General features: G+C 37.6%; 20 protein-coding genes. 6 read left to right on the top strand and 14 right to left on the bottom strand.

Annotated features, from left to right (window positions below):
* Positions 1-21: 21 nt before the first annotated feature.
* Positions 22-654: a response regulator gene (locus WC623_RS09180; RefSeq protein WP_372850189.1), complete on the top strand. Its 633-nt coding sequence runs from the start codon at positions 22-24 to the stop codon at positions 652-654.
* A 2-nt stretch (positions 655-656) separates the two neighbouring features.
* Here WC623_RS09180 and WC623_RS09175 read toward each other — a convergent pair whose 3' ends face one another.
* The 7 genes from WC623_RS09175 to WC623_RS09145 all read right to left on the bottom strand — a co-directional run bounded on the left by WC623_RS09175 (position 657) and on the right by WC623_RS09145 (position 10,537).
* On the bottom strand, positions 657-1,286 hold the full coding sequence (locus WC623_RS09175; RefSeq protein WP_372850187.1) for a hypothetical protein: 630 nt from the start codon (positions 1,284-1,286) through the stop codon (positions 657-659).
* A gap of 37 nt (positions 1,287-1,323) precedes the next feature.
* The gene (locus WC623_RS09170; protein ID WP_372850185.1) at positions 1,324-3,228 is read right to left on the bottom strand and encodes a beta-N-acetylhexosaminidase; all 1,905 of its coding nucleotides are present in this window, start codon (positions 3,226-3,228) and stop codon (positions 1,324-1,326) included.
* A gap of 116 nt (positions 3,229-3,344) precedes the next feature.
* Positions 3,345-4,307, bottom strand: a complete 963-nt coding sequence (gene trxB / locus WC623_RS09165) for a thioredoxin-disulfide reductase (protein ID WP_372850183.1) — start codon at positions 4,305-4,307, stop codon at positions 3,345-3,347.
* Between the two features lie 102 nt (positions 4,308-4,409).
* On the bottom strand, positions 4,410-6,038 hold the full coding sequence (locus WC623_RS09160; protein ID WP_372850181.1) for an acyl-CoA carboxylase subunit beta: 1,629 nt from the start codon (positions 6,036-6,038) through the stop codon (positions 4,410-4,412).
* Positions 6,039-6,230: 192 nt separating this feature from the next.
* Positions 6,231-7,484 (bottom strand): beta-ketoacyl-ACP synthase II, encoded by a 1,254-nt coding sequence (fabF, locus tag WC623_RS09155; protein ID WP_372850179.1) that lies wholly within the window; start codon positions 7,482-7,484, stop codon positions 6,231-6,233.
* Between the two features lie 269 nt (positions 7,485-7,753).
* Positions 7,754-9,475 (bottom strand): protein-disulfide reductase DsbD family protein, encoded by a 1,722-nt coding sequence (locus tag WC623_RS09150; RefSeq protein ID WP_372850177.1) that lies wholly within the window; start codon positions 9,473-9,475, stop codon positions 7,754-7,756.
* Between the two features lie 12 nt (positions 9,476-9,487).
* Positions 9,488-10,537 (bottom strand): PLP-dependent cysteine synthase family protein, encoded by a 1,050-nt coding sequence (locus tag WC623_RS09145; RefSeq protein ID WP_372850175.1) that lies wholly within the window; start codon positions 10,535-10,537, stop codon positions 9,488-9,490.
* A 218-nt stretch (positions 10,538-10,755) separates the two neighbouring features.
* Here WC623_RS09145 and WC623_RS09140 point away from each other — a divergent pair, with 218 nt between their 5' ends.
* Positions 10,756-11,220, top strand: coding sequence for an Lrp/AsnC family transcriptional regulator (locus WC623_RS09140; RefSeq protein ID WP_349786370.1), 465 nt, complete (start codon positions 10,756-10,758; stop codon positions 11,218-11,220).
* A 49-nt stretch (positions 11,221-11,269) separates the two neighbouring features.
* On the opposite strand, the gene WC623_RS09135 is transcribed toward WC623_RS09140, so the two are convergent.
* The 5 genes from WC623_RS09135 to WC623_RS09115 form a co-directional block, all read right to left on the bottom strand.
* Positions 11,270-11,974, bottom strand: coding sequence for a DUF1080 domain-containing protein (locus tag WC623_RS09135; protein WP_372850173.1), 705 nt, complete (start codon positions 11,972-11,974; stop codon positions 11,270-11,272).
* A 105-nt stretch (positions 11,975-12,079) separates the two neighbouring features.
* The gene (locus WC623_RS09130) at positions 12,080-14,173 is read right to left on the bottom strand and encodes a RagB/SusD family nutrient uptake outer membrane protein (RefSeq protein WP_372850171.1); all 2,094 of its coding nucleotides are present in this window, start codon (positions 14,171-14,173) and stop codon (positions 12,080-12,082) included.
* A gap of 116 nt (positions 14,174-14,289) precedes the next feature.
* On the bottom strand, positions 14,290-15,597 hold the full coding sequence (locus tag WC623_RS09125) for a Gfo/Idh/MocA family protein (protein ID WP_372850169.1): 1,308 nt from the start codon (positions 15,595-15,597) through the stop codon (positions 14,290-14,292).
* 77 nt (positions 15,598-15,674) lie between these two features.
* The gene (locus tag WC623_RS09120; protein ID WP_372850168.1) at positions 15,675-16,901 is read right to left on the bottom strand and encodes an MFS transporter; all 1,227 of its coding nucleotides are present in this window, start codon (positions 16,899-16,901) and stop codon (positions 15,675-15,677) included.
* Entirely contained in the window at positions 16,901-17,566 is a 666-nt protein-coding gene (locus tag WC623_RS09115; RefSeq protein WP_372850166.1) for a FadR/GntR family transcriptional regulator, read from the bottom strand. The genes WC623_RS09120 and WC623_RS09115 overlap by 1 nt, the downstream gene beginning before the upstream one ends.
* A gap of 164 nt (positions 17,567-17,730) precedes the next feature.
* Here WC623_RS09115 and WC623_RS09110 point away from each other — a divergent pair, with 164 nt between their 5' ends.
* Positions 17,731-18,633: an aldo/keto reductase family oxidoreductase gene (locus tag WC623_RS09110; protein WP_372850164.1), complete on the top strand. Its 903-nt coding sequence runs from the start codon at positions 17,731-17,733 to the stop codon at positions 18,631-18,633.
* 19 nt (positions 18,634-18,652) lie between these two features.
* Here WC623_RS09110 and WC623_RS09105 read toward each other — a convergent pair whose 3' ends face one another.
* Positions 18,653-19,213: an NADPH-dependent FMN reductase gene (locus WC623_RS09105; RefSeq protein ID WP_372850162.1), complete on the bottom strand. Its 561-nt coding sequence runs from the start codon at positions 19,211-19,213 to the stop codon at positions 18,653-18,655.
* A gap of 304 nt (positions 19,214-19,517) precedes the next feature.
* Between WC623_RS09105 and WC623_RS09100 the strand changes: the two genes are divergently transcribed.
* The 3 genes from WC623_RS09100 (at position 19,518) to WC623_RS09090 (ending at position 23,130) form a co-directional block, all read left to right on the top strand.
* Positions 19,518-20,300 (top strand): HAD-IIA family hydrolase, encoded by a 783-nt coding sequence (locus WC623_RS09100; RefSeq protein WP_372850160.1) that lies wholly within the window; start codon positions 19,518-19,520, stop codon positions 20,298-20,300.
* Positions 20,301-20,402: 102 nt separating this feature from the next.
* Positions 20,403-22,397, top strand: a complete 1,995-nt coding sequence (locus tag WC623_RS09095) for a 7TM diverse intracellular signaling domain-containing protein (protein ID WP_372850158.1) — start codon at positions 20,403-20,405, stop codon at positions 22,395-22,397.
* A gap of 19 nt (positions 22,398-22,416) precedes the next feature.
* A complete protein-coding gene (locus WC623_RS09090) occupies positions 22,417-23,130 on the top strand; it encodes a hypothetical protein (RefSeq protein WP_372850156.1) in 714 nt (237 codons plus the stop codon).
* A 50-nt stretch (positions 23,131-23,180) separates the two neighbouring features.
* Here the strand turns inward: WC623_RS09090 and guaB are convergent, their stop codons facing one another.
* Positions 23,181-24,650 (bottom strand): IMP dehydrogenase, encoded by a 1,470-nt coding sequence (guaB, locus tag WC623_RS09085; protein WP_372850154.1) that lies wholly within the window; start codon positions 24,648-24,650, stop codon positions 23,181-23,183.
* Between the last annotated feature and the right edge of the window lie 119 nt (positions 24,651-24,769).

Below are 24,769 nucleotides of genomic sequence, written 5' to 3'. Positions count from 1 at the left end.
TAAAATATTAAAAATGTAAAGATGGATATAAAAGCAGAAGCAAGAATTGTACTTATAGAAGATGACCAGACTATTAGAGAAGGATATACGTACCTGATTAACCATACATCCCCTTACCAGGTAGTAAATTGTTATCCATCATTTGATAATGCTAGAAATTTAATTGTAAAAGATAATCCTGATGTGATTATCCTTGATATACAAATGTCAGGCACTAACGGAATAGATGCACTTCCAATATTAAAAAAGCTGCTTCCGCAAGCATACATCATTATGTTAACCGTTCATGATACAGAGAAGGTCATTCTCGAAGCATTAGCAAATGGAGCAAACGGCTACTTCACCAAAAATACCCCCTCTTCAAAAATCATTGAAGCAATTAAAGAGGTAATGCAAGGAGGTGGACCGATGAGTCCCAACGTAGCTAAAAAGGTAATTACATCGCTACAAAAGAATTTTGATTCACCACTCACAAAAAGAGAAACCCAAATCCTTAACCTCATTACAAAAGGGAAAGACCGTTCACAAATTGCATCAGAACTATTTATAGAGACCGAGACGGTAAAAACACATATCAAAAATATCTACGCTAAGCTGGATGTTAATTCAAAAGCCGATGCTATTAAAGTAGCCAGAAAAAATAGACTTGTTTAGTTTTACTTTTCTTGTTTAACCTCATTTACATTAAAACTATTACCATTTAACTGGTACACCAACATCTTAACATCGCCAGCTTTGATGGACGTATCTTTTGCATTAACCAAGGGAAAAGAACGGAAGAGATTACCATCTTTAATCAGGAATTTATCATTACCTGCATAATCTTTTTTCGTATTACTACTTAAAGGCGGGAAATTGATTTTTCTAAAATCACCACCAGAATATTCATAAACATTTAAGTCCAATACATTTTTCTTGCTAAGCAACTCGATATAAATTTCAGGGTTTCCGTCATTATCCATATCCATATTCCATGCATCGGTAATAATCCCTTTACGTTCAGCAGAAAATGAATTGTACTTATTTTTCACAGAATCTGACATCAGAATTAAATATCCTCCTATACTATCAACTCCTTTACCCCAACTTACTATCTCGAAGTTAAGACCAGGTTTCACATTAATATCTTTATAAAATGTAAATTGTCCTCCTGCCTTACTATCAGCAAGTGTAGCCACAGGCTTTTCAATTGCTACTTTTTTTTCATTATTATTACCGCAGGAAGCCATTAAAATCACCCCAGCAAATAGTAGGGAATGCTTTATTACATTTATCATTTTTTTCATCTATCTAATTAATTCTGTTCTAAATATACAATGTGTATTACTTTGTTTTCACATCAGCAGCACCATTGTTTAATATAGTTTCCTTTACTACACTTTGCTTTCCGGAAGGTGTCACTACGATCGTTTTCAAAACCATTTTTTTACCTTTCGATACCATAGTTTTTATCGGCTTAGTGTACAAAGCAGCAAGTTCAGAAGGTCTTGTACCATCAAAAGTATAATAAATTTTAGAACCTGGCATTGGCTCCTTAAGACTAATTTCAAATTGTTCGCCATTCATTACTTTCTTGTCTTGCCCTAATGGAGTTGGTACCCAGTAATTTGTATCTGTTTTATCTAAATTTGAAAGGTGTATGGGTAAGCGTTCTTCCGAGAAGTTTTTAAAGTCTTTACGTGAAGGTTGACTCCAGGCAGTTTCTGATAAACCTAACATCCTTGGAAGAAGAAAATATTCTACCTTTTTAGGCGTAGGCAGATATTCTGCCCACAAATTTGCCTGCACACCAACAATATATTTCTGCTCATCAACACTCAATTGAGTAGGTACCGGATCATAATTATATACTAATGAATATGGTGCATGACCGCCAATATTAGTTGGTTCATCTTTAGAGTCAGATTGTGCATGATCAAAATAAAGACCAACGGGTCCTCCTGGTGTCATGATTACATCATGCTTCTGTTTTGCAGCAGCAATACCACCTTCGGTCCCTCTCCAGGACATTACAGTAGCATTTGGTGCGAGTCCCCCCTCTAAAATCTCATCCCAGCCAATGATACTACGACCTTTAGAATTCACATACTTTTCCATTCGTTGAATAAAATAACTCTGCAATTCGTGTTCGTCTTTTAAACCAAGGTCTTTTATTAATTTCTGACAAAATTCACTTTCCTTCCAGTATTCCTTCGGACTCTCATCCCCACCAACATGAATATATTTAGAAGGAAAAATTGGAAGGATTTCATCAATCACATCTTGCAAGAACTTAAAGGTATTTTCTGATGGCACAAAAACATCATCAAAAACACCCCAGGTTTGTTGTACTTGTTTACCCTTTCGAGAACCTGACCAAGGTGCTCCCTCAGCCACAAATGTATCCCGATTCGGGAAACAGCTTAATTCAGGATAAGCAGCAATCGCAGCCGATGCATGACCTGGCATTTCAATCTCCGGAATTACATTGATAAATTTTGAAGCTGCATAAGCTACTACTTCTTTCGCTTCATTTTGGGTATAAAAACCTTTATATGGTTTCCCATCAGTATTTACACCTGGATGATGCCCAATGATCGTTCCATTTCTACTGGCACCAATAGTAGTTAATTTTGGATATTTCTTAATTTCAATCCTCCAACCTTGGTCATCCGTTAAATGCCAATGAAAGGTATTCAATTTATAAGTCGACATTAAGTCAATATACTTTTTGATAAAAGCCAAAGGGAACATATGACGGCTTACATCCAAATGCATACCTCTATATTTAAAGCGCGGATAATCATTGATTTCTGCTGCACCAATCAAAATCTCATTATTTTGTTTTTCAGGCATCATCTGTATTAAAGACTGAACGCCATAAAACAAACCAGCCCCTTTACCTGTAACGGTAATATTTTTGCTGTCGACATGAATAGTATAGCCTTCATCAGGTAATTTTTCGGCTCCTACAGAGCTCAAAACAATACTACGACCACTAGCAGTCGCCGACTTAGCTTCCCTTAATGAAAAACCAGCCCTTGTAACGATAAATGCATTAAGCAAATCCGCAGATTTAGCATTTTTAACATCATTGGATACCAACACAACAGTTTTATCCAATTTAAATGTACCTGAATTCTTTTTGACAGATACCGGAGCTGGAATAATTCCCATATTTAAATCACTTTGAGCAGAAGTGCCGACATACAAAAATGCCAATAAAACAATCGATAATAGTTTCTTCATTATTAGCTTGCTAAGATTATGATTTACAATCTAAGTTAGAAAAAAACTTAATAATGATTACACAAAAAAAGCAGGACCATTAAATGATCCTGCTCAATATTATTTTTTCTTAATAATTAAGCTGTTGCGCTAACACCGTGTTCTTTAGCCGCCAGATAACGCTCCGCGTCTAATGCTGCCATGCAACCAGAACCGGCTGCTGTTATAGCCTGACGGTAATAGCTATCCTGTACATCACCACTTGCAAAAACACCCTCAACATTAGTTATCGTTGAACCTGGAACTGTTTTAAGATAACCAGTTTCGTCCATATCCAACTGGCCTTTAAAGATATCAGTATTAGGTTTATGTCCAATCGCAACGAAGAAGCCCTGAACATCTAAATCCTGTTCAACACCAGTTTCATTATTTACAACCCTAACACCAGTAACAGTTTTACCGTCACCCAATACTTCCTTAGTTTCAGTATTATAAATCACTTCAATATTTGGTGTATTCAATACCCTGTGAACCATTGCCTTTGAAGCTCTGAATTCATCTCTACGTACCAGCATATAAACTTTCTTACATAGTTTAGCCAGGTAAGTTGCTTCCTCTGCAGCTGTATCACCAGCACCAACGATAGCTACATCCTGTCCTTTAAAAAAGAAACCATCACAAACAGCACATGCTGATACACCGAAACCACTATACTTTTGTTCACTTGGTAACCCAAGATATTTAGCGGTAGCACCAGTAGAAATAATTACTGTATCAGCTGTAATGGTTTTTATTTCATCAACTACAACTTTATGTGGCAATGAAGAAAAGTCAACTGAACTTACGAAACCGAAACGAACATCTGTACCGAATCGCTCAGCTTGTTTGCGAAAATCTTCCATCATCTCAGGTCCTGTTATTCCACCAGGGTAGCCAGGAAAATTGTCTACCTCAGTAGTTTGGGTAAGCTGACCTCCAGGCTCCATACCTGTATACATAACTGGTTTAAGATCTGCACGGGCAGCATAAATTGCAGCGGTATATCCTGCAGGTCCTGAACCTATAATTAAACATTCTACGTGTTCTATTTCTTCTGACATATTTTTTACGAATTGTATTACAAAATTACCCATTTTCCCGCGATACACAAATAACAAAAATGTAACAAATGCAACATTGTGATATCAGGATTATAAATGGAATCAGGTTTGGATGATCCCAACATTAAACTGCTTTTTGATCGGAGACTGATTTGCAGCCTCAATACCCATAGAAATAACTTTTCGGGTATCTTTAGGATCTATTACTCCATCTACCCATAACCTTGCTGCAGCATAATATGGAGTGGTCTGACGGTTATACCTATCAGTAATTTCATTCAGCAGTGCCTCTTCTTTTTCGGCAGTAATGACTTCCCCCTTAGCTTTCAATGACGCTTCCTGAATTTGCAACAAAACCTTTGCAGCCTGCGAACCACCCATTACTGCTATTTTAGCACTTGGCCAGGCATAAATTAATCTCGGATCATAAGCTTTCCCACACATGGCATAATTCCCTGCACCATAAGAATTACCTACTACAATGGTAAATTTGGGCACTACTGAATTAGCTACGGCATTAACCATTTTTGCACCATCTTTAATGATACCACCTTGCTCAGAGCGACTCCCAACCATAAAGCCGGTAACATCCTGTAAAAACACAAGAGGAATTTTTTTTTGATTACAATTCATGATGAATCGTGTAGCTTTATCCGCACTGTCAGAATAAATTACTCCGCCAAACTGCATCTCTCCTTTCTTAGATTTTACCACCTTACGCTGATTGGCTACAATACCTACTGCCCATCCATCAATCCTCCCAAGCCCGCAAATTATACTTTGCCCATATAATTGCTTGTATTCCTCAAAATCTGAGTCATCCACCAATCGATGAATAATCTCCAACATATCATATGGTTTCTCTCTATTCTCAGGCAATACTCCATAAATTTCTTCTTGATCTAACTTAGGCAACACAGATTTAATCCTATCATAACCTGCTACCTGTGGAGCCCCAAGCTTACTCATTATATTACGAATACTATCCAGACAAGCCTGATCATTTGGATGTTTGTAGTCCGTTACACCTGATATTTCACAATGTGTAGTCGCCCCACCTAAAGATTCATTATCTACTTCCTCACCAATTGCCGATTTAACCAGATATGAACCCGCTAAAAACACGGAACCTGTTCCATCAACAATCATTGCCTCGTCGCTCATAATCGGTAAATAAGCACCACCAGCAACGCAAGAGCCCATAATAGCTGCAATTTGTACAATACCATCAGAAGACATCAGGGCATTGTTTCTGAACATCCTTCCAAAATGTTCCTTATCAGGAAAAATTTCATCTTGCATCGGTAGGTAAACACCAGCACTATCTACGAGATAAATGACTGGAAGTCTGTTTTCCATTGCAATTTCTTGTGCTCTCAAATTCTTTTTAGCTGTCATAGGAAACCATGCTCCAGCCTTAACTGTAGCATCATTGGCAACAATCATACATTGTCGGCCCGACACATAACCGATTCCACAAATGACCCCAGCAGAAGGACAACCACCTTGTTCTGCATACATATCATCAGCTGCAAATGCACCTACTTCCAGAAAGTCAGTTTCTGGATCAATCAGATAAGCAATGCGCTCTCTGGCAAGTAACTTCCCTTTCTCCTTTTGTTTTGCTGCAGACTTATCTCCCCCACCTTTATATATTTTTTTAAGCCTGGTTTTGAGTTCGTAAACCGATTGCTTATTGACATCTTCGTTTTTATTGAATTCTATATTCATGAAGGCAAGTTAAATTATATTTTTTATGGAACAAAAGTCCGTTTTAGGCTTTGGTATAATTTACAGATTCAGGTAGTTTAGGCGATAAAATTCTATTTCTCTTCAGCAAAGGTAATTTCAGTAAAATGATATAAAAAGTAAAGGCCTGGTTTTTCTACCAGGCCTCTAAAATTACAGCAATAAAGCTTTACTTTATTTACCAGTATATTTCTTAAATATTGATGTAGCAGTATGACCACCAAAGCCAAACGTATTATTCAACACATAATTAACTGGTTGGTGAAGTGACTTCCCTAAAACTATTTTAAGTCCTGCAGGTATAGCCTCATCCAGCTCCTGTGTATTAATCGTACCTGGAATAATATCATCCTTTACAGACATAACACTGATGATACTTTCTATTGCACCAGCTCCACCCAAAAGGTGACCTGTCATAGATTTCGTAGCACTGATAGCAACAGGCAGATCACCAAAGATCTTTTTAATACCGTTCAGCTCACCAATATCACCTAAACCAGTTGAAGTAGCATGCGCATTGATATAATCAATTTTATCTGGAGTAATTCCCGCATCAGCCAATGCCTTTGATATACCTAAAGAAGCTCCTAAACCATCTGGAGGTGTACCCGTTAAATGATATGCATCCGCAGCCATACCGCCACCTACCATTTCGGCATAGATAGTCGCACCACGAGCAATTGCATGCTCATATTCTTCCAGAATCAATGCACCAGCGCCTTCACCAATCACAAAACCATCTCTATCTTTATCGAATGGACGAGAAGCTGTAGCATGATCATCATTTCTTTTAGATAATGCCTGTGCAGAACTAAATCCACCTACAGAAGACTCAGTAATAGCCGCCTCAGAACCACCAGCAACCATAATAGTTGCTTTGCCTAACCTAATGGTATCAAATGCACTAATAATAGCGGTGTTTGAAGATGCACATGCAGAAACCGTAGCATAATTTGGTCCATGTAATTTATGTCTAATTGAAATCACACCTGCAGCGATGTCAACAATCATTTTAGGAATAAAATAAGGACTGAATCTTGGTGTACCATCACCCAAGTGATATTCTTTAAGCTGTTGTTCAAATGTACCAATACCACCGTTACCTGATGCCCAGATTACTCCTACTTCATAACGCTCCACTTCTGGCATATTTTCAAAGTCCAGTCCTGCATCTTTGATAGCCTGATCACTCGCAGCAATAGCATATTGAGTATACACGTCGTATTTTTTCAGCTCTTTCTTGTCGATATATGCCTCAGCATCAAAATCTTTAACTTCTGCAGCAAAATTAGTTTTGAATTTTGAAGTGTCAAATTTTGTAATCGCACCTACACCGCTTTTACCGGCTACAATGTTCTCCCAAAATTCTTTTACTGTATTTCCCACCGGAGTTACAGCACCTAATCCTGTCACTACTACTCTTTTCATATTTACTTGTTACATTATGTCAAAACAATTTGCTTTGAACAATTTATCTTAATATTTATCACCCTGCCAACTCTTTCTCTGGTCAAAAATAGTTGTTTTTCACCATTAAAGCTATTATCACTTTACCCCTTATCTCTTTCGCGCTGATTTTTAATGAATTAGCGATAAATTATATCAAATCGAAAACTTCTAAAATAAACAAGGCCGGTGGATGCCGGCCATTGTCTAATTATTAACTACCATTTTAGTTTTTTTATGGATAGTATTGTTTACTTATTCTTGAAGGCAGCAACGCCGCTTCTTAAATAATCAGCATATTCTTTAGCATTAAAGTTTGCACCCTGTGGGGCAACTAAAGGATTAAGGTCTTGTCCGGCCAGCACATATAAAGGCTGTGCATTGGAAGCATATCTTGTAGCCTGGAAATCAAGGTTCCAATAACCAAGGTCATCGGTATTGCGTTTCAGGATCTTAGAATAATGAACTTTCTCCGCAGGCATCTTAATATTACGGTCATCAGCATATAATTGAATAAGTACATATTCCTCTTTAATCAGTCGTCCAACTTCCTGGTCAATCCATACCAGATCTTCCATTCTACGACAGTTTACACAGGTATGTCCAGTAAAGTCTAACAGAACAGGTTTGTTTACTTTCTTCGCATACTCCACTCCCTCATCCAGGTCAAAGAATACATTGAAGCCTACTGGTGCTTTTAAGGATTCACTATGTTTCACCTTAGAGGGGAAATCTGTTGAACCACTTGAAGCTGCCGGTCCATGTGCATTTAAGATGAAATCCTGGGTATTCATTGGCGGCGCAAGTCCACTCAATACACTTACAGGAGCTCCCCATAATCCAGGAACCATGTATACCGCAAAAGAGAACGACAGGATAGCAAAGAACAACCTTGGTACAGAAACATATTTCAAATCACTATCGTGTGCAAACTTGAGTTTGCCCAACAGGTACATTCCCATCAGTGTAAAGATCACAATCCACAGTACTAAGAAAATCTCTCTGTCAAACCATTCCCAATGCCAGGCCAGATCTGCAGATGAAAGGAATTTTAAAGCTAAAGCCAGTTCCAGGAAGCCTAGACATACTTTTACACTATTTAACCATCCACCAGATTTAGGCATACTGCTTAAAAATCCAGGGAAGATTGCTGATAAAGTAAATGGTAAAGCTAAAGCCAGTGCAAATCCGAACATACCAATTGCCGGAGCTAACAACTCCCCTTTAGAGCTGGCCTGCACCAATAAAGTCCCAATAATTGGTCCTGTACAAGAGAAAGATACCAAAGCCAAAGAAGCGGCCATAAAGAAAATACCGCCTAAACCTTTACTGTTGTCTGCCTTACTATCGATCTTGTTAACAATAGAGCTCGGTAAAGTAATCTCAAAGGCGCCAAAAAAGGAAACCGCAAATACCACCAGGAGGATAAAGAACAGGAAGTTGAATAATCCACTGGCACTTAAAGCATTTAATCCTGCAGAGCCAAAGATCACAGTGATCAATAAGCCGAAAGCCACATAAATTACAATAATAGAAAGTCCGTAGATTAAAGCCTGACCAATACCTTTACTTTTGCTCCCAGCCCGGTTAGTAAAATAGCTAATGGTTAAAGGCACCATTGGGAATATACAAGGCATCAGGAAAGCTAAAAAGCCACCAATGAGCCCCGCAATAAAGGTTTCCCAAAGGGTTTTTTCTGCTTCAGAAGTATTTGAACTTACACCAGCAGTTGTTGCTGTCGCATTTTTTGTGGTGTCTACAGCGCTTTTTGCGCTATCAATATTTTTAAGGCTATCCGCTTTTACAGGAGCAACCGCTGCTGTATCGGTTTCAGAACCCATTTCAGTAAATACAAGATCATCTACTGAAGTATCTGCTTCCTGAGCAAAGGCAAGAGTTGCCGAGCCTAAAAACAGGAAAAACCCCAGTATCAAAACACGTAAACTTAAAAACAAATGGTGGTTTAGTTTCATCTATTATATTTTTTATTTCAAACGACAAATCGGTTGGTAACCTGTAAATACAGTATCTGTTGAAATGAAAGAATCTTTTATAGCTTCCTCTTTAACCAAATCAGTACTCAGATATTTTTTATTGCTATCACTCAGAATGGTAACCACAACAGCATCGCCACCCATTTGCTCTTTTAACTTAATTGCACCAATCACATTTGCACCTGATGAAATTCCTACAGCTAAGCCAAGTTCTTTAGCTAATTTTTGTGCCATAATAATTGCATCACCATCATTTGCCTGGATTACTTCATCCATCTCTTCTAATTTCACGATAGCAGGAATAAACTCATCAGAAATCCCTTGAATGCGGTGACTACCAACTTTATATCCAGTTGTTAAAGTCGGACTTTCTGCTGGCTCCAAGGGATGAATTTTAATTGCCGGATTATAAGATTTCAATCCTTTACCAACTCCCATTACAGTACCACCAGTACCCACACCTGCAACAAATGCATCAGGTTTTAAGCCATTTAATTTCAATTGTTCCCAGATCTCCATACCAGTAGTTTTCTCATGAGCTTCTTCGTTATATTTGTTTTCGAATTGCTTAGGCAAAAATACACCTCCTGCAGCAGCAAGATCTTCAGATAATTTAATACTCCCCAAAAATCCGCCTTCTTCTTTACTAATCAAGATGACTTCAGCACCCATACTTCTGATAATATCAATACGCTCTTTACTTAACCAGTTTGGCATAATGATTTTAACAGGATGACCTAATGCTCTACCGATTGCAGCAAATGCAATACCTGTATTACCACTAGTTGCTTCAATAATAGTATCACCTGGTTTAATGGCACAAGATTTATAGGCCTCATACATAATGTTAAGAGCCATTCTATCTTTCACACTTCCAGTCAGGTTATAGTGTTCACATTTCACATAAACTTTTCCTGGTTTTCCTTTGTATACATACTGTAATTCCAACATAGGCGTATTGCCTACTAAATGCCATAGATGGGCAAATTTATTGGTAAGATCAGCAGTTAAACAAGCCTGCTCTTGAGTTTCAACTAACATGTTTTTTTATAAATAATTTTCGGTAAAAATCCATAATGCAAGTTATATTAACAATGCTTACCTTTATTTCCGAAAATTTTTCAGAAAAAGAGCAAAAAACAATGAATAATTTCAGTCACGACTTCATTTTCATAAGTTGGGCTGTTTTTTTTTCATTAACACTTACTTTTTCTACAAAAATTAAAATTCGAAACACAAAATATTTTTAACTCATTAATATGCAAAACAATCTGGACCCGGTAGATCTGGAAATTTTAAGACTTTTACAGAAAGACGCTACTCTAAACAATAAAGAGCTCTCTTTTAAACTCAATAAATCTATAGCTACTGTACATGAAAGAGTAAGACGATTAAAAGAGCAGGGCTATATTAAACGGGTTGTTGCGATATTAGACCGCAAAAAGATTGACAGAAACCTCCTGGCATTCTCACACGTATTTCTAAAAGCACATACTGCCGAAACTTTAGTAGAATTTGAAACAGAGGTGGCTAAGTTTAGTGAAGTTATGGAGTGTTTTCAGATGACTGGTGCTTACGATTTTATCTTACGAATTGCAACTAGTGATATGGATGCTTATCATCTATTTTTAAGGAACAAATTGGCTACACTACCAAATGTAAGTACAGTTCAAAGTTTTTTTGTGCTTTCAGAAACGAAAAGTGACACAGCATATCCCTTATAAAAATGTATAATTGCATAAGGGATATGATTAATGGAAATTATAACTCCTTTTAGAGTTCAGTAACTTTTAAATTTCTGAAATGGATTTCTGCCCCCTCAGATTCAAGACACAAATAACCTTTTTTAACAGTAGATTTACTGATGCCATTTACAAACTTCCCATTAACAGAAAGTTTTATAGTTCCATCTACACAGACTACCTTATAGCTATTCCACTCCCCTTTTCCTTTACAACGGTTTTCAATCGATTTACTCCGTTCGCCCCTGGGATTATCAGGAACGGTAGTCACTCCACCAACTCCAAATAGCTCGCCATGAACATAGGCAATAGGTTGTTGTACCCCATTTTTAGCATTAATATTAATCCAATCCAGTTCAAGCATCTGAACCTCTACTCCTCCCGGCAAACGATTTTTAGCCCCTGGTATAGCATCACTCCAAACGAACATACCTGAATTTCCTCCAGCTTCCATATGTTTCCATTCTACTTCAAGAATAAAATTCTCATATAATTTTTCAGAACGCATTACACCAATAGGTTTTCCTGAACAAATAAGCAGGCCCTTTTCTTTCCTCCAGGTGTCAGGTGCCGTATTTACATTAAACCAGCTAATATTTTTTTCTTTTATCCGTCCCCTTTCATCAGGACTAATTTCTTTTCCGAACTGCAGTGTTACCTTCTGTGCGAATAATGTTGTTGTACCGAGTATAAACATGACAAGGCACAGGTTAACAAATTTTAATATTTTTTTCATTGTGTGGTTTGTTTAGATTACCCTAATATAGGACAATTAAGCTTTTACAAAAAAGAAAACCGCTCAAGATTTAACTTGAACGGCTTCCTGTTATATAAGTTATATTTAATACCCCGGATTCTGTCGCATCTGAGGATTAGTGTCAATTACATTCTGAGGAATAGGGAAACGATTATGTTTACCTTCTATAAAGCCTCTTGATGATAAAGATTGTGCAGTTCCCCATCTCAACATACTTGAATAAATACTTCCTTCCCTACGCAACTCATTGTTCCACATAGACCTGATATTCGCTATACTTACAGTAGAAACGCCATAACCTGATCTTTGTCCAATTGTAGTATAAAAATTCTGTGCCTTTGTTGTATTACCCAATAAAAGATTTGCCTCAGCCGCTATCAGATAAACCTCAGTCAATCTCAGATAAGGCAGTGAAACTCTCTGATAGAAATAGCTTTTTATACCTGCATCCATACCAGCAGAATTATCCCAAATGATTTCCGCACTATTTGCATTAAATTGAGCTCCAAGATTAGCTAAGGCATATCTCCCGGCATTAATTACAGCTTCTGCATGATTTGCTGCTTCAGCGTATTTTTTATCTAACAAAGCTGCTTTGGCTGATAATGCCCCAACAGAAAGTGAATTTAAATTAACAGAACCACTACTATTTGATGGCAGTGCAGCTGCAGCTTCCTGCAACTCAGTTATAATATAAGTATACACTGCAGCTCTATTCTGATTATTGAGCATTCCTGTAGTTTGCATCAATGATATATTACCATAATAAGTCAGCAACTGCAAATAAATATATGCCCTCATTCCACGAACCCGAGCCAATTTCACAGTGCGATCCGTCATTACTAGTGGAATACGTTCCTGCAGAATACTTAATGTAGCTATACTTTCATACCCCTTCCTCCAAACCTCTTCAATCAATGGATTTGAAGCATTAAATGCAAAATTGGAGATAGCCTGATAGGTAGTAGTTCTATACGCCGTTGGAATCGAATCAAGAGGAGCCTGAGGTCCTAATATACCATCTAACAAAACAAGTTTCTTATGCCATGCAGCTAAATTACTTTCAACAATACTAAGGTTTGCATCAAACGCTACTTCAGTATATGGTTCGTCTTGTGTATTTTTCAACTTACCAATCATCACTTCTACTTTTCTCAATGCACCTGAAACAACCGTTGCTTTTTCATTAGGCAAAGTTACCCGGTCACTGTTATTGATCACCCCATCACCATTTCCATCAACCCATTTGAAGTCGCCCGGAACAGCTAACACCTGCATTGGAGATACTGTTATTTCTGCCTGGTTCTGAAAGATCCCTACATTGGCATATCCTGTATATAAGCCCCCTTGTTTTGAAGATCTGTTAAAAATATTACTCTTAGCCCCCTGAGTCACTTTAATATAATAAATACCTGGACTAACAGTTTTAAAAATAACCTTCCCATTAATATCAGTTCTGCCTTCCTGCGCAGGAATACTATCAGCATAATCTTTTTGACTATTATAAAGTGTTACCCATGCATCAATTGCCACTCCACCTTTAGGCTTTGTTGCACTCCAGAGTGTAGCATCCCAAACGGTAACTTCTAATGAAGTAGATTGTGGTTCGTCGTTTACTTTCGTTCCTGTCAGCATAGATTTCACTGCATAAACAGCTTCATTACTTGATGACACAATCTGTTGTCCACCTATTCTTATACCATTAATCCAAACTGTATCAGCCGATCTCGTGACCTTAAGCTGATTACCGTTAAGACCAGTTAGTATCTTTCCATTTGTAAGATCTGCGAAATTAAAGACGCCTTTTATGATATGATCCCTTAGTTCTACATCTGTTAGAACCGTTTTTCCAGTGTCTGTTGGATTAGTATCTGATAACTTTCCACTACCTCTACCACCCAAAGAAGCCATTTTGCTAAGTCGTGCCTGTGGACTAGAATTTTGATTTAATGGCGCAAAAACAGTAATACCTTGTGCAGTTTCTTCTGCAGTAAGGGCAATATTTTTTAATGCTGCTGTAAAAGTACTAATGCTATCCGCACCAGCTAATTTAGACGTAATTTCTTTGATGATAACTTCTGGCTTTCTATCCTCATTTTGTGGCTCAGGAGCTTTTTCCTTTTTACAGGAAGTAACAGTGAAGAGCAAGACAAAAGCAAATAGTAAATTCCTTTTCATAGTGAGTTAATTTAGATTTTTTCAACCCTCAAAAATAAACACAGCCTTACCCGATTAAAATACCCATATATGGGTATTTTAATCGGGTAAGGCTGTCATCTGTTAAGTCTTCTTAATTAAATAACCTTTGTAGAACCTGGTAAGGCTACAGGAAGGTTTTCCCATTTAAGATCCCAGTTATATTCATCAATCTTCGGCCCTAATTCTACATTTGAGTTTAACGCCTGTTCAAAGCTAACTGTTTGTCCGGTGTAAGCTGCCATGCGTGCCCAGATTGCTAACAAAGTACTATTTGCCATAAACTCCCCATTATTCATAGGGTTTCCACTACGAATAGAAGCAAACAATTCATCATGCTGAACCTGGTACATATTTTTCTTAGGCCCATCATACTTCCACTGATTCTTTCCGGAAATTTCGTAACGTGTTCCTACATTCACAAAAGCATTACCATCAATTCCAAGGACATCTACAGTATTTCGATGAGAAGTTCCCTCTTGTTGTCTGCAAAAATGATAACCTTTAGCGCCGTTTGCATAGGCAAACTCCACAGCAAAGTGATCATAAATATTGCCATATATTTCATTAACACGTACCTGTCTACCACCCGTTCCGGTAGCACTAAGTGGCATCTTATCGCCCATTACCCACGACATCATATCTAAACTATGCACTGCTTGCTCAACAATAAAGTCGCCTGACAACCAGTTTTGATAATGCCAGTTACGCATTTTAAAAGTAAGATCATTCCAGTCAGGCTGGCGAGGATTGGACCAGTTTCCCGAGCCATTTCTAAAAGTTGTAACTGTTCTGATTTCACCTACATCACCATTCAAAACACGACTAAATACTCCTCTGCTTGGTAAATCGTATCTGAAACAGAAACCCGAAACCAGGGCCAGATTTTTATCCTTTGCCTTTTTCGCAGCCTCTAATACTTTACGTACGCCAGGAGCATCAACAGCAACAGGTTTTTCGCAAAACACATGTTTACCAGCATTTATAGCCGCAGTTAATTGATCTGGACGAAAGGCTGGTGGTGTAGTTAACAAAACCACATCAACACCAGAATCTATTACTTTTTGATAGGCATCAAATCCTATAAATTTTCTCTTTTTATCAACTTTGACTCTTTTCGCGTCGATGTTGGTCAGTGCATTGTACGCAGTTTCAAGTCTATCTTCAAAAATATCACCAAGGGCAGTGATAACTACATCAGGATCTGCCTGAAGCGCTTGTGCTGCAGCACCAGTTCCACGGCCACCGCAACCGATCAAACCAACTTTAATTGTTGATTTCGCAGAAGAAGTGAATAAAGGTGACCCGAAGCCTGTTTGATAAGCAAGTGTACTGCCCAGCATAACGATACCTGATTTCTTTAGGAATGCCCTACGGTCAGTGGAATCAAAATCTTTAGTTTTCATTATATTTTTAAGGTTTAAAGGTGTGTGATTCTAAAAATAGAAAAATATTTTCTACTCACCTAAGATCTTATTATTTTTTATCCCTTTTTTCTCCCCTCAATATTTGGCAAAAACCCAGTAACAATACCTATCAAAGGTAAGAAAGAACAAATATGATATACATGACTGATACTTGTACTATCAGCTAATCTACCTAGTAATGCAGACCCAATTCCACCCATACCAAATGCAAAACCAAAAAACAAACCTGCAACTAGGCCAACTTTTCCGGGTATCAGTTCCTGAGCGTAAACAAGAATAGCGGAAAAAGCAGAAGCGAGGATCATACCTATTGGAACAATCAATACACCTGTCCAGAATAGATTGGCGTATGGAAGCATCATAGCAAAAGGTGCTGTTCCTAAAATAGAAAACCAGATCACATATTTACGACCAAATCTATCTCCTACAGGCCCTCCGATCAAAGTGCCCGCAGCGACCGAGAAAAGAAATATAAACAGGTAAATCTGCGACGTCTGTACCGAAACATGGAATTTATCAATCAAATAGAAAGTAAAATAACTAGTCAGACTGGCCATATAAAAGTACTTTGAAAAAATCAGCACCAACAAAATAATAACTGCCCCGATTACTTTGTTCCTCGAGAAATTATTGATCCCTGCATGGAGCTTGCTGCCATGCTTAGCTTTTAGATTGACCATATAGCCTTTATACCAGCTCCCCACCCAACTCAAAATTACAATAGCAAGTAAGGCAATGATAGAAAACCATATGACACTGAACTGTCCATATGGCACAATGATCCAGGCAGCTAACAGTGGACCAATAGAACTTCCTGCATTACCTCCCAGTTGAAATATAGATTGTGCCAGTCCACGCCTGCCTCCCGATGCCGCATGTGCCATACGTGAGGCTTCAGGATGAAATATAGAAGACCCTGTGCCGATAAGTGCTACTGACAACAGCATAAAATAAAACCCTGTAGATAAAGACAGGGTGATCAATCCGATCAATGTAAATCCCATGCCAATCGCCAGCGAATATGGTTGTGGCTTTTTATCGGTATATAAACCAACAAATGGCTGAAACAAAGATGCGGCCATCTGAAAAGTAAGTGTAATTAACCCTATTTGTGAGAAACTAAGGTTATAAGTATCCTTTACCAGCGGATAAATAGCTGGTATAAGCGATTGTATTGTATCATTTAGTAAATGTGAAAAGCTGATAGCAAAAAGTATTGGAAAGACAGTTTGCTGTGCGATCTGTTTGGTGTCAATGGTAGTCGTTGTTTCTTTCATTTTCATTATTGAGATACGTGTCCGGTTATTTTTGCAGCAAAACTCCATGCTTTCTTCGCATCACCTGCTATAATACTTTTCAACAATTGTTCATGGAGTATATAGGTTTCTTCAAATACCCCGGTTTCAGGATAAATATGAAAAAACCAATTTTTTAAATGGATAGATGTAGATTTATAAAGGTCTGCCAGGATTTCATTTTTAGAAGCTTCAGCAATGGCAATATGAAACTGAACATCTGCCGCTATACATTCTTCAATTTTACCTTCAGCGGCAGCCCTTTTACGGTTGGCCAGGTGATGGCGAATGGCAATGATATCTGAATCTGTTCGGTTAAGTGCTGCTTTTTCTGCAATTTTCATTTCCAGCAATTGCCTTACTTCATCCAGATCCTGAACGTCGGCTCTTTTTAAGCGCTGATCCATAGGCTCCCGGCTTACTACAAGCGACTCTACAAAAGTACCGATACCTTGCTGCACACGCAGTAAACCAGAGTTAGCGAGAATTTTAATGGCTTCCCTGATGGTAGAACGGCCTACACCAAAGCGCTTCATCAGTTCAGGCTCGATAGGCAACTTTTCATTAACCCTATATTTTCCAAGTGAAATCTGCTCTTGTAATCTGGACGCAACTTCATCTGCAAGGGATTTCTTTTTAACTATAATACTCATATCAAATTCATCATATCATCAGATGAATTTCAAAGGTATAAATTTGTTTTAAAAGCTCCACAAAAAGAATGGTGATTATTTTTTGTTTTTTAAAATAAAGCGCACGTGTTTTTGATATATTAGCTAAAAAACCGACATTGAGCCAACTTAAAATAGACAAGCATATGAAAAAGATATATATGGGGGATGCAGGCCCTAAAGTTTCACCTGCGGTATACGGTTTTTACAGGTGGGATGAGGTAAAAGATGCTGCTGATGTTTTAAAAAAAACAGTTCAACTGTGTTTAGAATTAGGCATCAATACCTTTGAACATGGCGACAGTTACGGAAACTATAAATGTGAAGAACTGTTCGGTGCTTTACTTAAGCAAGGTGAAATTAAACGTCAGGACGTGATCTTATTCAGTAAATGCGGATTAAGAACACCACATCCTTTAAATCCGGATATCAGGGTAAAACACTATGATACTTCAGCTGCGCACATTACCCAAAGTGTTGAATCGTCACTAAGGAAACTGGGAACTGACTATTTAGATATCTTTTTACTGGATAAGCTTGATCCCGTTTCTAATCTGGAAGAGACCGCATTAACCTTAGAAAAACTAAAAGATTCAGGAAAAGTGAAAAGTATAGGTGTTGCAAATTTCTCTGTTTTTCAACATCAACTGCTCGCTTCGTACCTCACTAAACCAATCGTTACTAACCATATTGAGTTAAACTTATTAAGTACACAGGCATTGGACAATGGCCAGATTGATTACATCAAACAACGTTATATGCGTCCTTTAGCCTATGCTCCACTTGCCGAAGGCCGAATTGCTGCAGGCACAGACAAACAGGCGCTGAAGGTACGTCAAAAGCTAGAGGAACTGAGTGCAAAATACAATGCCAATATTGAATCTCTTGCAGTTGCCTGGCTGGTTAAATTGGGCGCACTGCCACTTATTGGTACCACCAATGAGCAAAGAATCAAAAATGCGGCTAATGCGTTTACAATTGAATTGGATCATCAGGACTGGTACGAACTGTATAATGTATCGGTTGAGCATCAGGATCCAAAAGGGTAAAATCTAAAAAAGAGGATCTCTAAATAGACATCCTCTTTTTTGCTTCAACGCACCACAATAACTCATTTATAAAAACTGTTGCACGTTTATCTGTTCCGACCTTCTCAGTAGGCATACCGTTTTCATCAAATGTATCCTGTACTTTTGCAACCTGAAATATAGCTGGAACTGTCCATGCTCCTATTTTCCATAACGAAAATTGCAATGAGGTTAGCACTTGAGCTGCACCAAATGGGCCGCCCGAGTTACTGGCTATAGCAATAGGTTTTCTACGCCACTCATCATAAAGCAAATCAACAACATTTTTCAAACTAGCCGGATATCCACCGTTATATTCAGGTGTAACTATAATAATCCCATCTGCAGCCTTAATCTTCGCTGCAAAATCAAGTACATTATCCGTCGGATTCTCAGTAAATCGTAATCGCTCTTCAAAAAGAGGAAAATTATACTCCGATAAATCTAGAATTTCGACAGAACCAAGATCATTTGTTTCTATGAAGTTCCTGAAGTACAGTGCTGTTCTATGGCTGACTCTTCCTTTCCTTATACTGGAAGAGATGATGACGATATGTGGCATAAGTATATAAGTTAAATATCTAAATATACTATTATCTATTATTTTTTTGCCCTATAGGATTTATTCGATTTTTTCCGTACGTTTGCAGCGCTTGGTTAAGCAGGTATTTAAGCTTCAAATCATTGAATATTTGCTGCCTAATTTCAATAATTACATATTGGTCCCAAGTGCACCCAGGAAGACTTTTAGTTTTTCTGGGTGTTTTTTTTTAATGACCTTTCTCCATATTTATCTCCTTTCAGAAAGCTATATTTGTCTGCCCTGAACTGGCAAACTTTACCAAGAACCAATAAGACATAGAACTATGAAACACGGACTTTTAATCGATATGGATGGTGTAATCTATAGCGGAGAAAATTTAATTGAAGGCGCGGATAAATTTATTGCCGGATTGCTTAAAAACAATATCCCTTTTACTTTCATGACCAATAATAGCCAACGTACCAGACTCGATGCGGTACGTAAACTAAAACAATTGGGCATCATAGTTACTGAAGATCATATCTATACCAGCGCAATGGCTACTGGTAAATTTCTTGGTGACCAGGGCAAACATGGAACAGCATATGTTCTGGGTGAAGGGGGCTTACTTACCAGTCTTCATGAGAACGGCATAAACCTGGTTAATTCTGACCCGGAGTATGTAGTTTTAGGTGAAGGAAGAAATTTCACATTGGAAATGGTTCAACGTGCCGTTGACATGATCCTTGCGGGTGCTAAATTTATAACCACTAACCGTGACCCATCTCCTAAAAAACCAGGATGGAACAATCTTGGGATAGCCGCAACAACAGCCATGATTGAAGAAGCTACAGGTCGAAAAGCTTTTGTAATCGGTAAACCCAGCCCAGTTATGATGAGATCGGCACGTAAATATCTTGGACTGGAAACTGCTGAAACAACGGTAATTGGTGACACCATGGAAACAGATATTCAAGGCGGTGTACAAATGGGCTACAAAACGATATTGGTATTGTCAGGCATTGCAAAAAAAGAAGATCTCACTAACTACGCTTTTAAACCAGATCTTATAGTAAGTTCAGTTGATCAAATTGAATTCCCCTTAAAATTCTGGCTAGAAAACTAAAAAACAATAAATATTTCAATACCAAAAATCACCTGATAAACAAAGTATATCATTAATTCCTATGGTAATTGTTTATATTAGATATATCCCTTATTGAATTATATGCGTTTTCTGATCATCCTATTCATAACTATAGCCAAGTTAAGTAACTACGCAACAGCTCAGGTTATTAACCTGGATAGTAATCTGGTTTTCTCCAATCTCGGAAAGCAAATAACTTATTATGAAGATAAAAAAGCAAATCTCACCATAACCGAAATCAAAGCTTTATCTGAAAATGGAAAATTCAAAAAAGGAGAAACAAACATCCTTAATCTAAGAAATTCCAAATCCGCTTTCTGGGTTAGAATTGATTATAGTGGAAAAGCTAAAGAAAAGAACTATTTAATGTTGGATGTTCCCAATATTGAATACATCGATTTTTATGTGGACTCAGATCATGGTTTTATTCACCGCAAGACAGGCGCTCTTTTACCTCCATCATCAGGAGTAACCATCTCTAACAATTATACTTTCGATCTCCCCATACAGCAAAACAACAACGTCAAAACTACTGTATGGCTTAGACTAAAAACCAATAACATACTTATTGTTCCTATTAAACTGGTAACTTCAGAGAACCTTATTGAAAGAAAATTTGTAAAAAATAGCTTCGAAGTAATCTACATAGGGATTTTATTGACTCTATTTATTTTCAATATTTTCCTTTATTTCAGCATAAAGGACAGGACCTACTTCTACTATAGTCTATATGTATTGTTTCTAGGCACATATGTAATTACATATTTAAGAGGTTATAGCTATTTACTTGGCTCTGATTTTAGAATAATACTGAACCAACATCCTCATATTTTTCTAAGTCTGTCAATTATTGCATCCGTCTTCTTTTCGCGGAAACTTCTAAATAGTAAAAGTCTTCCTCAAATATGGATGAAAGTTTACAATATCCTCACGATAGGTGCTGTTGTTTTATTTTTAACAAGTGCCTTAGGCTTCAAAAGCATCTCATCTAATATAGCTCAAATTATCTCCCTGATATCAACTATAGTTTTATGGTGGATAGGATTAGTTGCATATAGACATGGACACAAACAAGCTAAATATTACATCATTGCCTGGTCATTTATAGCGATTACCATCATGGCATTGGTATTAAGTCTGGCTAATGTTCTTCCTTTTTATGATTTTACATTCGAATTTGTTCCTTTGGGCTCAACTATAGAGCTTTTATTATTGGCTTTCGCATTAGGCGATCGGTATCGTATTATCATGACAAATGAACAGAAAATGCGTGATGAGAACTTTAAACTGATACAAACACAAAACCAGCGTTTGGAAAATCTGGTAGAGGAAAGAACAATAAAACTTACAGATACAATTTTACAATTGGAATCTTCAAATGCAGTAAAAAACAAACTTTTCTCTATCATAGCACATGATTTACGAAGTCCTTTTAATAGTCTGATGAGTATCTTTTCATTAAAAGACATGAACCTGCTATCACTGGAAGAGCTAAAGATGTTACTGAACGAAAACAAAAAAAATATTGACACCATACACAACACACTCAATAACCTGCTTTACTGGGCAGTGAACCAGATGGATGGAATTAAAACCCAGCCCTCCAAATTCAATTTGAAAGCACTCATTGAAGATTTAAATCTGGTTTATGCCCCTCTAATTCAGTCGAAAGGTATTTCCATTAACCTGAAAATTAGTGAGCAACATATCGTATATGCAGATGAAAATCAGATCCAGCTGGTTTTACGTAACCTAATTGACAACGCTATTAAGTTTACCCCATCATCTTATAGCATAGATATCAGTGCCATGAATACACAGGATCAACTTAAGATTACAGTAAGCAATCCAGTTTTAGATGAGAATGAAATCAATCTGGAAAGTATGACCAACAAAAGTGCCTTTGAAGTAGCTTCCGGAATTTCACATGAAAAAGGAATAGGATTAGGACTCCATTTATGCCGTGAATACATCAAAAGCAACGGTAGTGAACTTGAAGTAATGATTGATGGTACTCAAGTGTCTTTTGGCTTTAAACTCCCACTTGTTGTTTCAACGGGCACTATTTACGCTTAATTATCGTTGTTAAATTATTATGACGATTAAACTCACTCTATTTTTTTTGCTATTTCATACTGCTTTATATGCTCAACCATTTGTTTTCCCTGTTTTACCTGAATATGGGAAATCGGCAGATTTAATTGTTCCCCAAAACTGGAAAATTATTGATAGCATTTCAGGCGATTTAAATAACGACAACGTTAAAGATATTGCACTTGTTCTTGAGTTTTATAGACCTGTTAAGGAAAATAGAGCTTATGGTGATAACACCACAGAAATTATTACTGAAATGCAAAAACCAAGAATACTGGCCATTTATTTTAGAAAATCAGTAAAGGGTTCTTATCGTATTTCCGTTCAAAATAATAATTTTATGTTAAGAGCTGATGAAGGTGGTGAAATGGGTGATCCACTACGGCCTATGAGTATTGCAGACAATAAACTTACTTTATCATTTGAAGGAGGTGGGCATTGGCGCTGGAAACTTAACTACAGCTTTAAATTTCAGGATAAAGACTGGAAACTCATTACTGCAAACAACTATGCCTATCAGCAGGAATCAGGTGAGACGAATGATAAACAATATGATTTCGTAAAAAACAAGAAAAAGATAATAAGCAGTGTCATTAATAATGGAACACTTGCAAGCGAAACTTTCGAGCAGCCTTTAAATATTAAAACATTAAGAACGTTCAATAGTTTTAAAAAACCTTGGACCTGGGAGTTGATCCCGAACGAATTTTTATAGACATAGGTATAAAAAGGCTACATATGCAGCCTTTCTATACCTATGAAGTATTACCTTGAGTAATTTGGCGCTTCTTTAGTAATTGAAATATCATGTGGATGACTTTCTCTCATCCCTGCAGCCGTAATACGAACAAACTTAGCTTTCTGCAAATCATCAATTGTTGATGCTCCACAATAATGCATTCCTGCTCTCAATCCACCTACATATTGATAAATAACTTCAGCTAATGTTCCTTTGTACGGTACACGTCCAACAATACCTTCAGGAACCAATTTAGTTACTACATCTGTTTCATCCTGGAAATAGCGATCTTTAGAACCTTGTGCCATAGCCTCTACTGACCCCATACCGCGGTAAGATTTAAATTTACGACCTTCATAAATAATCGTTTCACCCGGGGATTCCTCAACTCCTGCAAATAATGAACCAGCCATAATAGCATTGGCACCTGCAGCAATTGCTTTCACAATGTCACCTGTTTGCTTAATACCACCATCAGCAATAACCGGAATTCCAGTTCCTATTAGGGCTTGGGCACATTCAAACACAGCATATAATTGTGGTACCCCTACTCCTGCAATGATTCTGGTTGTACAGATAGAGCCTGGTCCAATACCAACTTTGACTGCATCAGCACCAGCAGCAGCTAAAGCGCGTGCAGCATCAGCAGTTGCTATATTACCAGCGATCACCTGCAAATCAGGCCATCTTTCTTTAATGGCTTTCACCATATCTATTACGCCTTTTGAGTGACCATGGGCTGTATCAACAGTCACGACATCAACACCAGCTTGTACCAGTGCTGCTACACGGTCAATATTATCAGCAGCAACACCTACAGCTGCCCCTACACGTAAACGACCTTGTTCGTCTTTACATGCCTGAGGGTAATTTTTAAACTTCTGAATGTCTTTGAAAGTAATCAATCCAGCCAAACGGCCTTCTTTATCTACTACAGGAAGTTTTTCAATTTTATAATTTTGTAAAATTTCTTCAGCCTGCAATAAAGTAGTTCCTTCAGCAGCAGTAATTAGATTTTCACGTGTCATTACTTCTGATACCGGACGTTCCATATCTTTCTGGAAACGTAAATCTCTATTGGTAATTATACCAACAAGTTTGTTTTCAACATCAACAACAGGAATACCACCAATCTTATACTCTTTCATGATAAGAAAAGCATCCGCAACCTTTGCATTGGCATTTAGCGTAACCGGATCCTGAATCATTCCGCTTTCTGAACGTTTTACTTTCCTTACCTCATTGGCCTGACGTTCAATGCTCATGTTTTTATGCAGCATGCCAATACCTCCGGCCTGAGCAATGGCAATAGCCAGGCTAGACTCAGTAACAGTATCCATAGCAGCAGAAACTATTGGAACATTAAGACGTATTTTCTTTGTTAAAAAACTTCCGGTATCCACATCACGTGGCAAAACTTCAGAATATGCGGGTACTAATAATACGTCATCGTAAGTTAGTCCTTCAGCTATAAATTTATTGGGATCGAGTTGCATAGCAAATAATTTAAGAGTTACTATTTGCCGGGCAAAAATACGATTATTCTTGATACTGTGCAATAGTGGCGAACAATTAACACTATGCATGCAAAAAGATTACAATCAGATTGTTTTTC

It is taken from the genome of Pedobacter sp., assembly GCF_041645105.1.
GTDB lineage: Bacteria > Bacteroidota > Bacteroidia > Sphingobacteriales > Sphingobacteriaceae > Pedobacter.
This window is presented reverse-complemented; position numbering and strand designations above follow the sequence as displayed.

Coding starts and splice junctions, on each gene's coding strand:
- WC623_RS09180 (WP_372850189.1), top strand. CDS start 22: ATGGATATAAAAGCAGAAGCAAGAATTGTACTTATAGAAGATGACCAG.
- WC623_RS09175 (WP_372850187.1), bottom strand. CDS start 1,286: ATGAAAAAAATGATAAATGTAATAAAGCATTCCCTACTATTTGCTGGG.
- WC623_RS09170 (WP_372850185.1), bottom strand. CDS start 3,228: ATGAAGAAACTATTATCGATTGTTTTATTGGCATTTTTGTATGTCGGC.
- trxB (WP_372850183.1), bottom strand. CDS start 4,307: ATGTCAGAAGAAATAGAACACGTAGAATGTTTAATTATAGGTTCAGGA.
- WC623_RS09160 (WP_372850181.1), bottom strand. CDS start 6,038: ATGAATATAGAATTCAATAAAAACGAAGATGTCAATAAGCAATCGGTT.
- fabF (WP_372850179.1), bottom strand. CDS start 7,484: ATGAAAAGAGTAGTAGTGACAGGATTAGGTGCTGTAACTCCGGTGGGA.
- WC623_RS09150 (WP_372850177.1), bottom strand. CDS start 9,475: ATGAAACTAAACCACCATTTGTTTTTAAGTTTACGTGTTTTGATACTG.
- WC623_RS09145 (WP_372850175.1), bottom strand. CDS start 10,537: ATGTTAGTTGAAACTCAAGAGCAGGCTTGTTTAACTGCTGATCTTACC.
- WC623_RS09140 (WP_349786370.1), top strand. CDS start 10,756: ATGCAAAACAATCTGGACCCGGTAGATCTGGAAATTTTAAGACTTTTA.
- WC623_RS09135 (WP_372850173.1), bottom strand. CDS start 11,974: ATGAAAAAAATATTAAAATTTGTTAACCTGTGCCTTGTCATGTTTATA.
- WC623_RS09130 (WP_372850171.1), bottom strand. CDS start 14,173: ATGAAAAGGAATTTACTATTTGCTTTTGTCTTGCTCTTCACTGTTACT.
- WC623_RS09125 (WP_372850169.1), bottom strand. CDS start 15,597: ATGAAAACTAAAGATTTTGATTCCACTGACCGTAGGGCATTCCTAAAG.
- WC623_RS09120 (WP_372850168.1), bottom strand. CDS start 16,901: ATGAAAATGAAAGAAACAACGACTACCATTGACACCAAACAGATCGCA.
- WC623_RS09115 (WP_372850166.1), bottom strand. CDS start 17,566: ATGAGTATTATAGTTAAAAAGAAATCCCTTGCAGATGAAGTTGCGTCC.
- WC623_RS09110 (WP_372850164.1), top strand. CDS start 17,731: ATGAAAAAGATATATATGGGGGATGCAGGCCCTAAAGTTTCACCTGCG.
- WC623_RS09105 (WP_372850162.1), bottom strand. CDS start 19,213: ATGCCACATATCGTCATCATCTCTTCCAGTATAAGGAAAGGAAGAGTC.
- WC623_RS09100 (WP_372850160.1), top strand. CDS start 19,518: ATGAAACACGGACTTTTAATCGATATGGATGGTGTAATCTATAGCGGA.
- WC623_RS09095 (WP_372850158.1), top strand. CDS start 20,403: ATGCGTTTTCTGATCATCCTATTCATAACTATAGCCAAGTTAAGTAAC.
- WC623_RS09090 (WP_372850156.1), top strand. CDS start 22,417: ATGACGATTAAACTCACTCTATTTTTTTTGCTATTTCATACTGCTTTA.
- guaB (WP_372850154.1), bottom strand. CDS start 24,650: ATGCAACTCGATCCCAATAAATTTATAGCTGAAGGACTAACTTACGAT.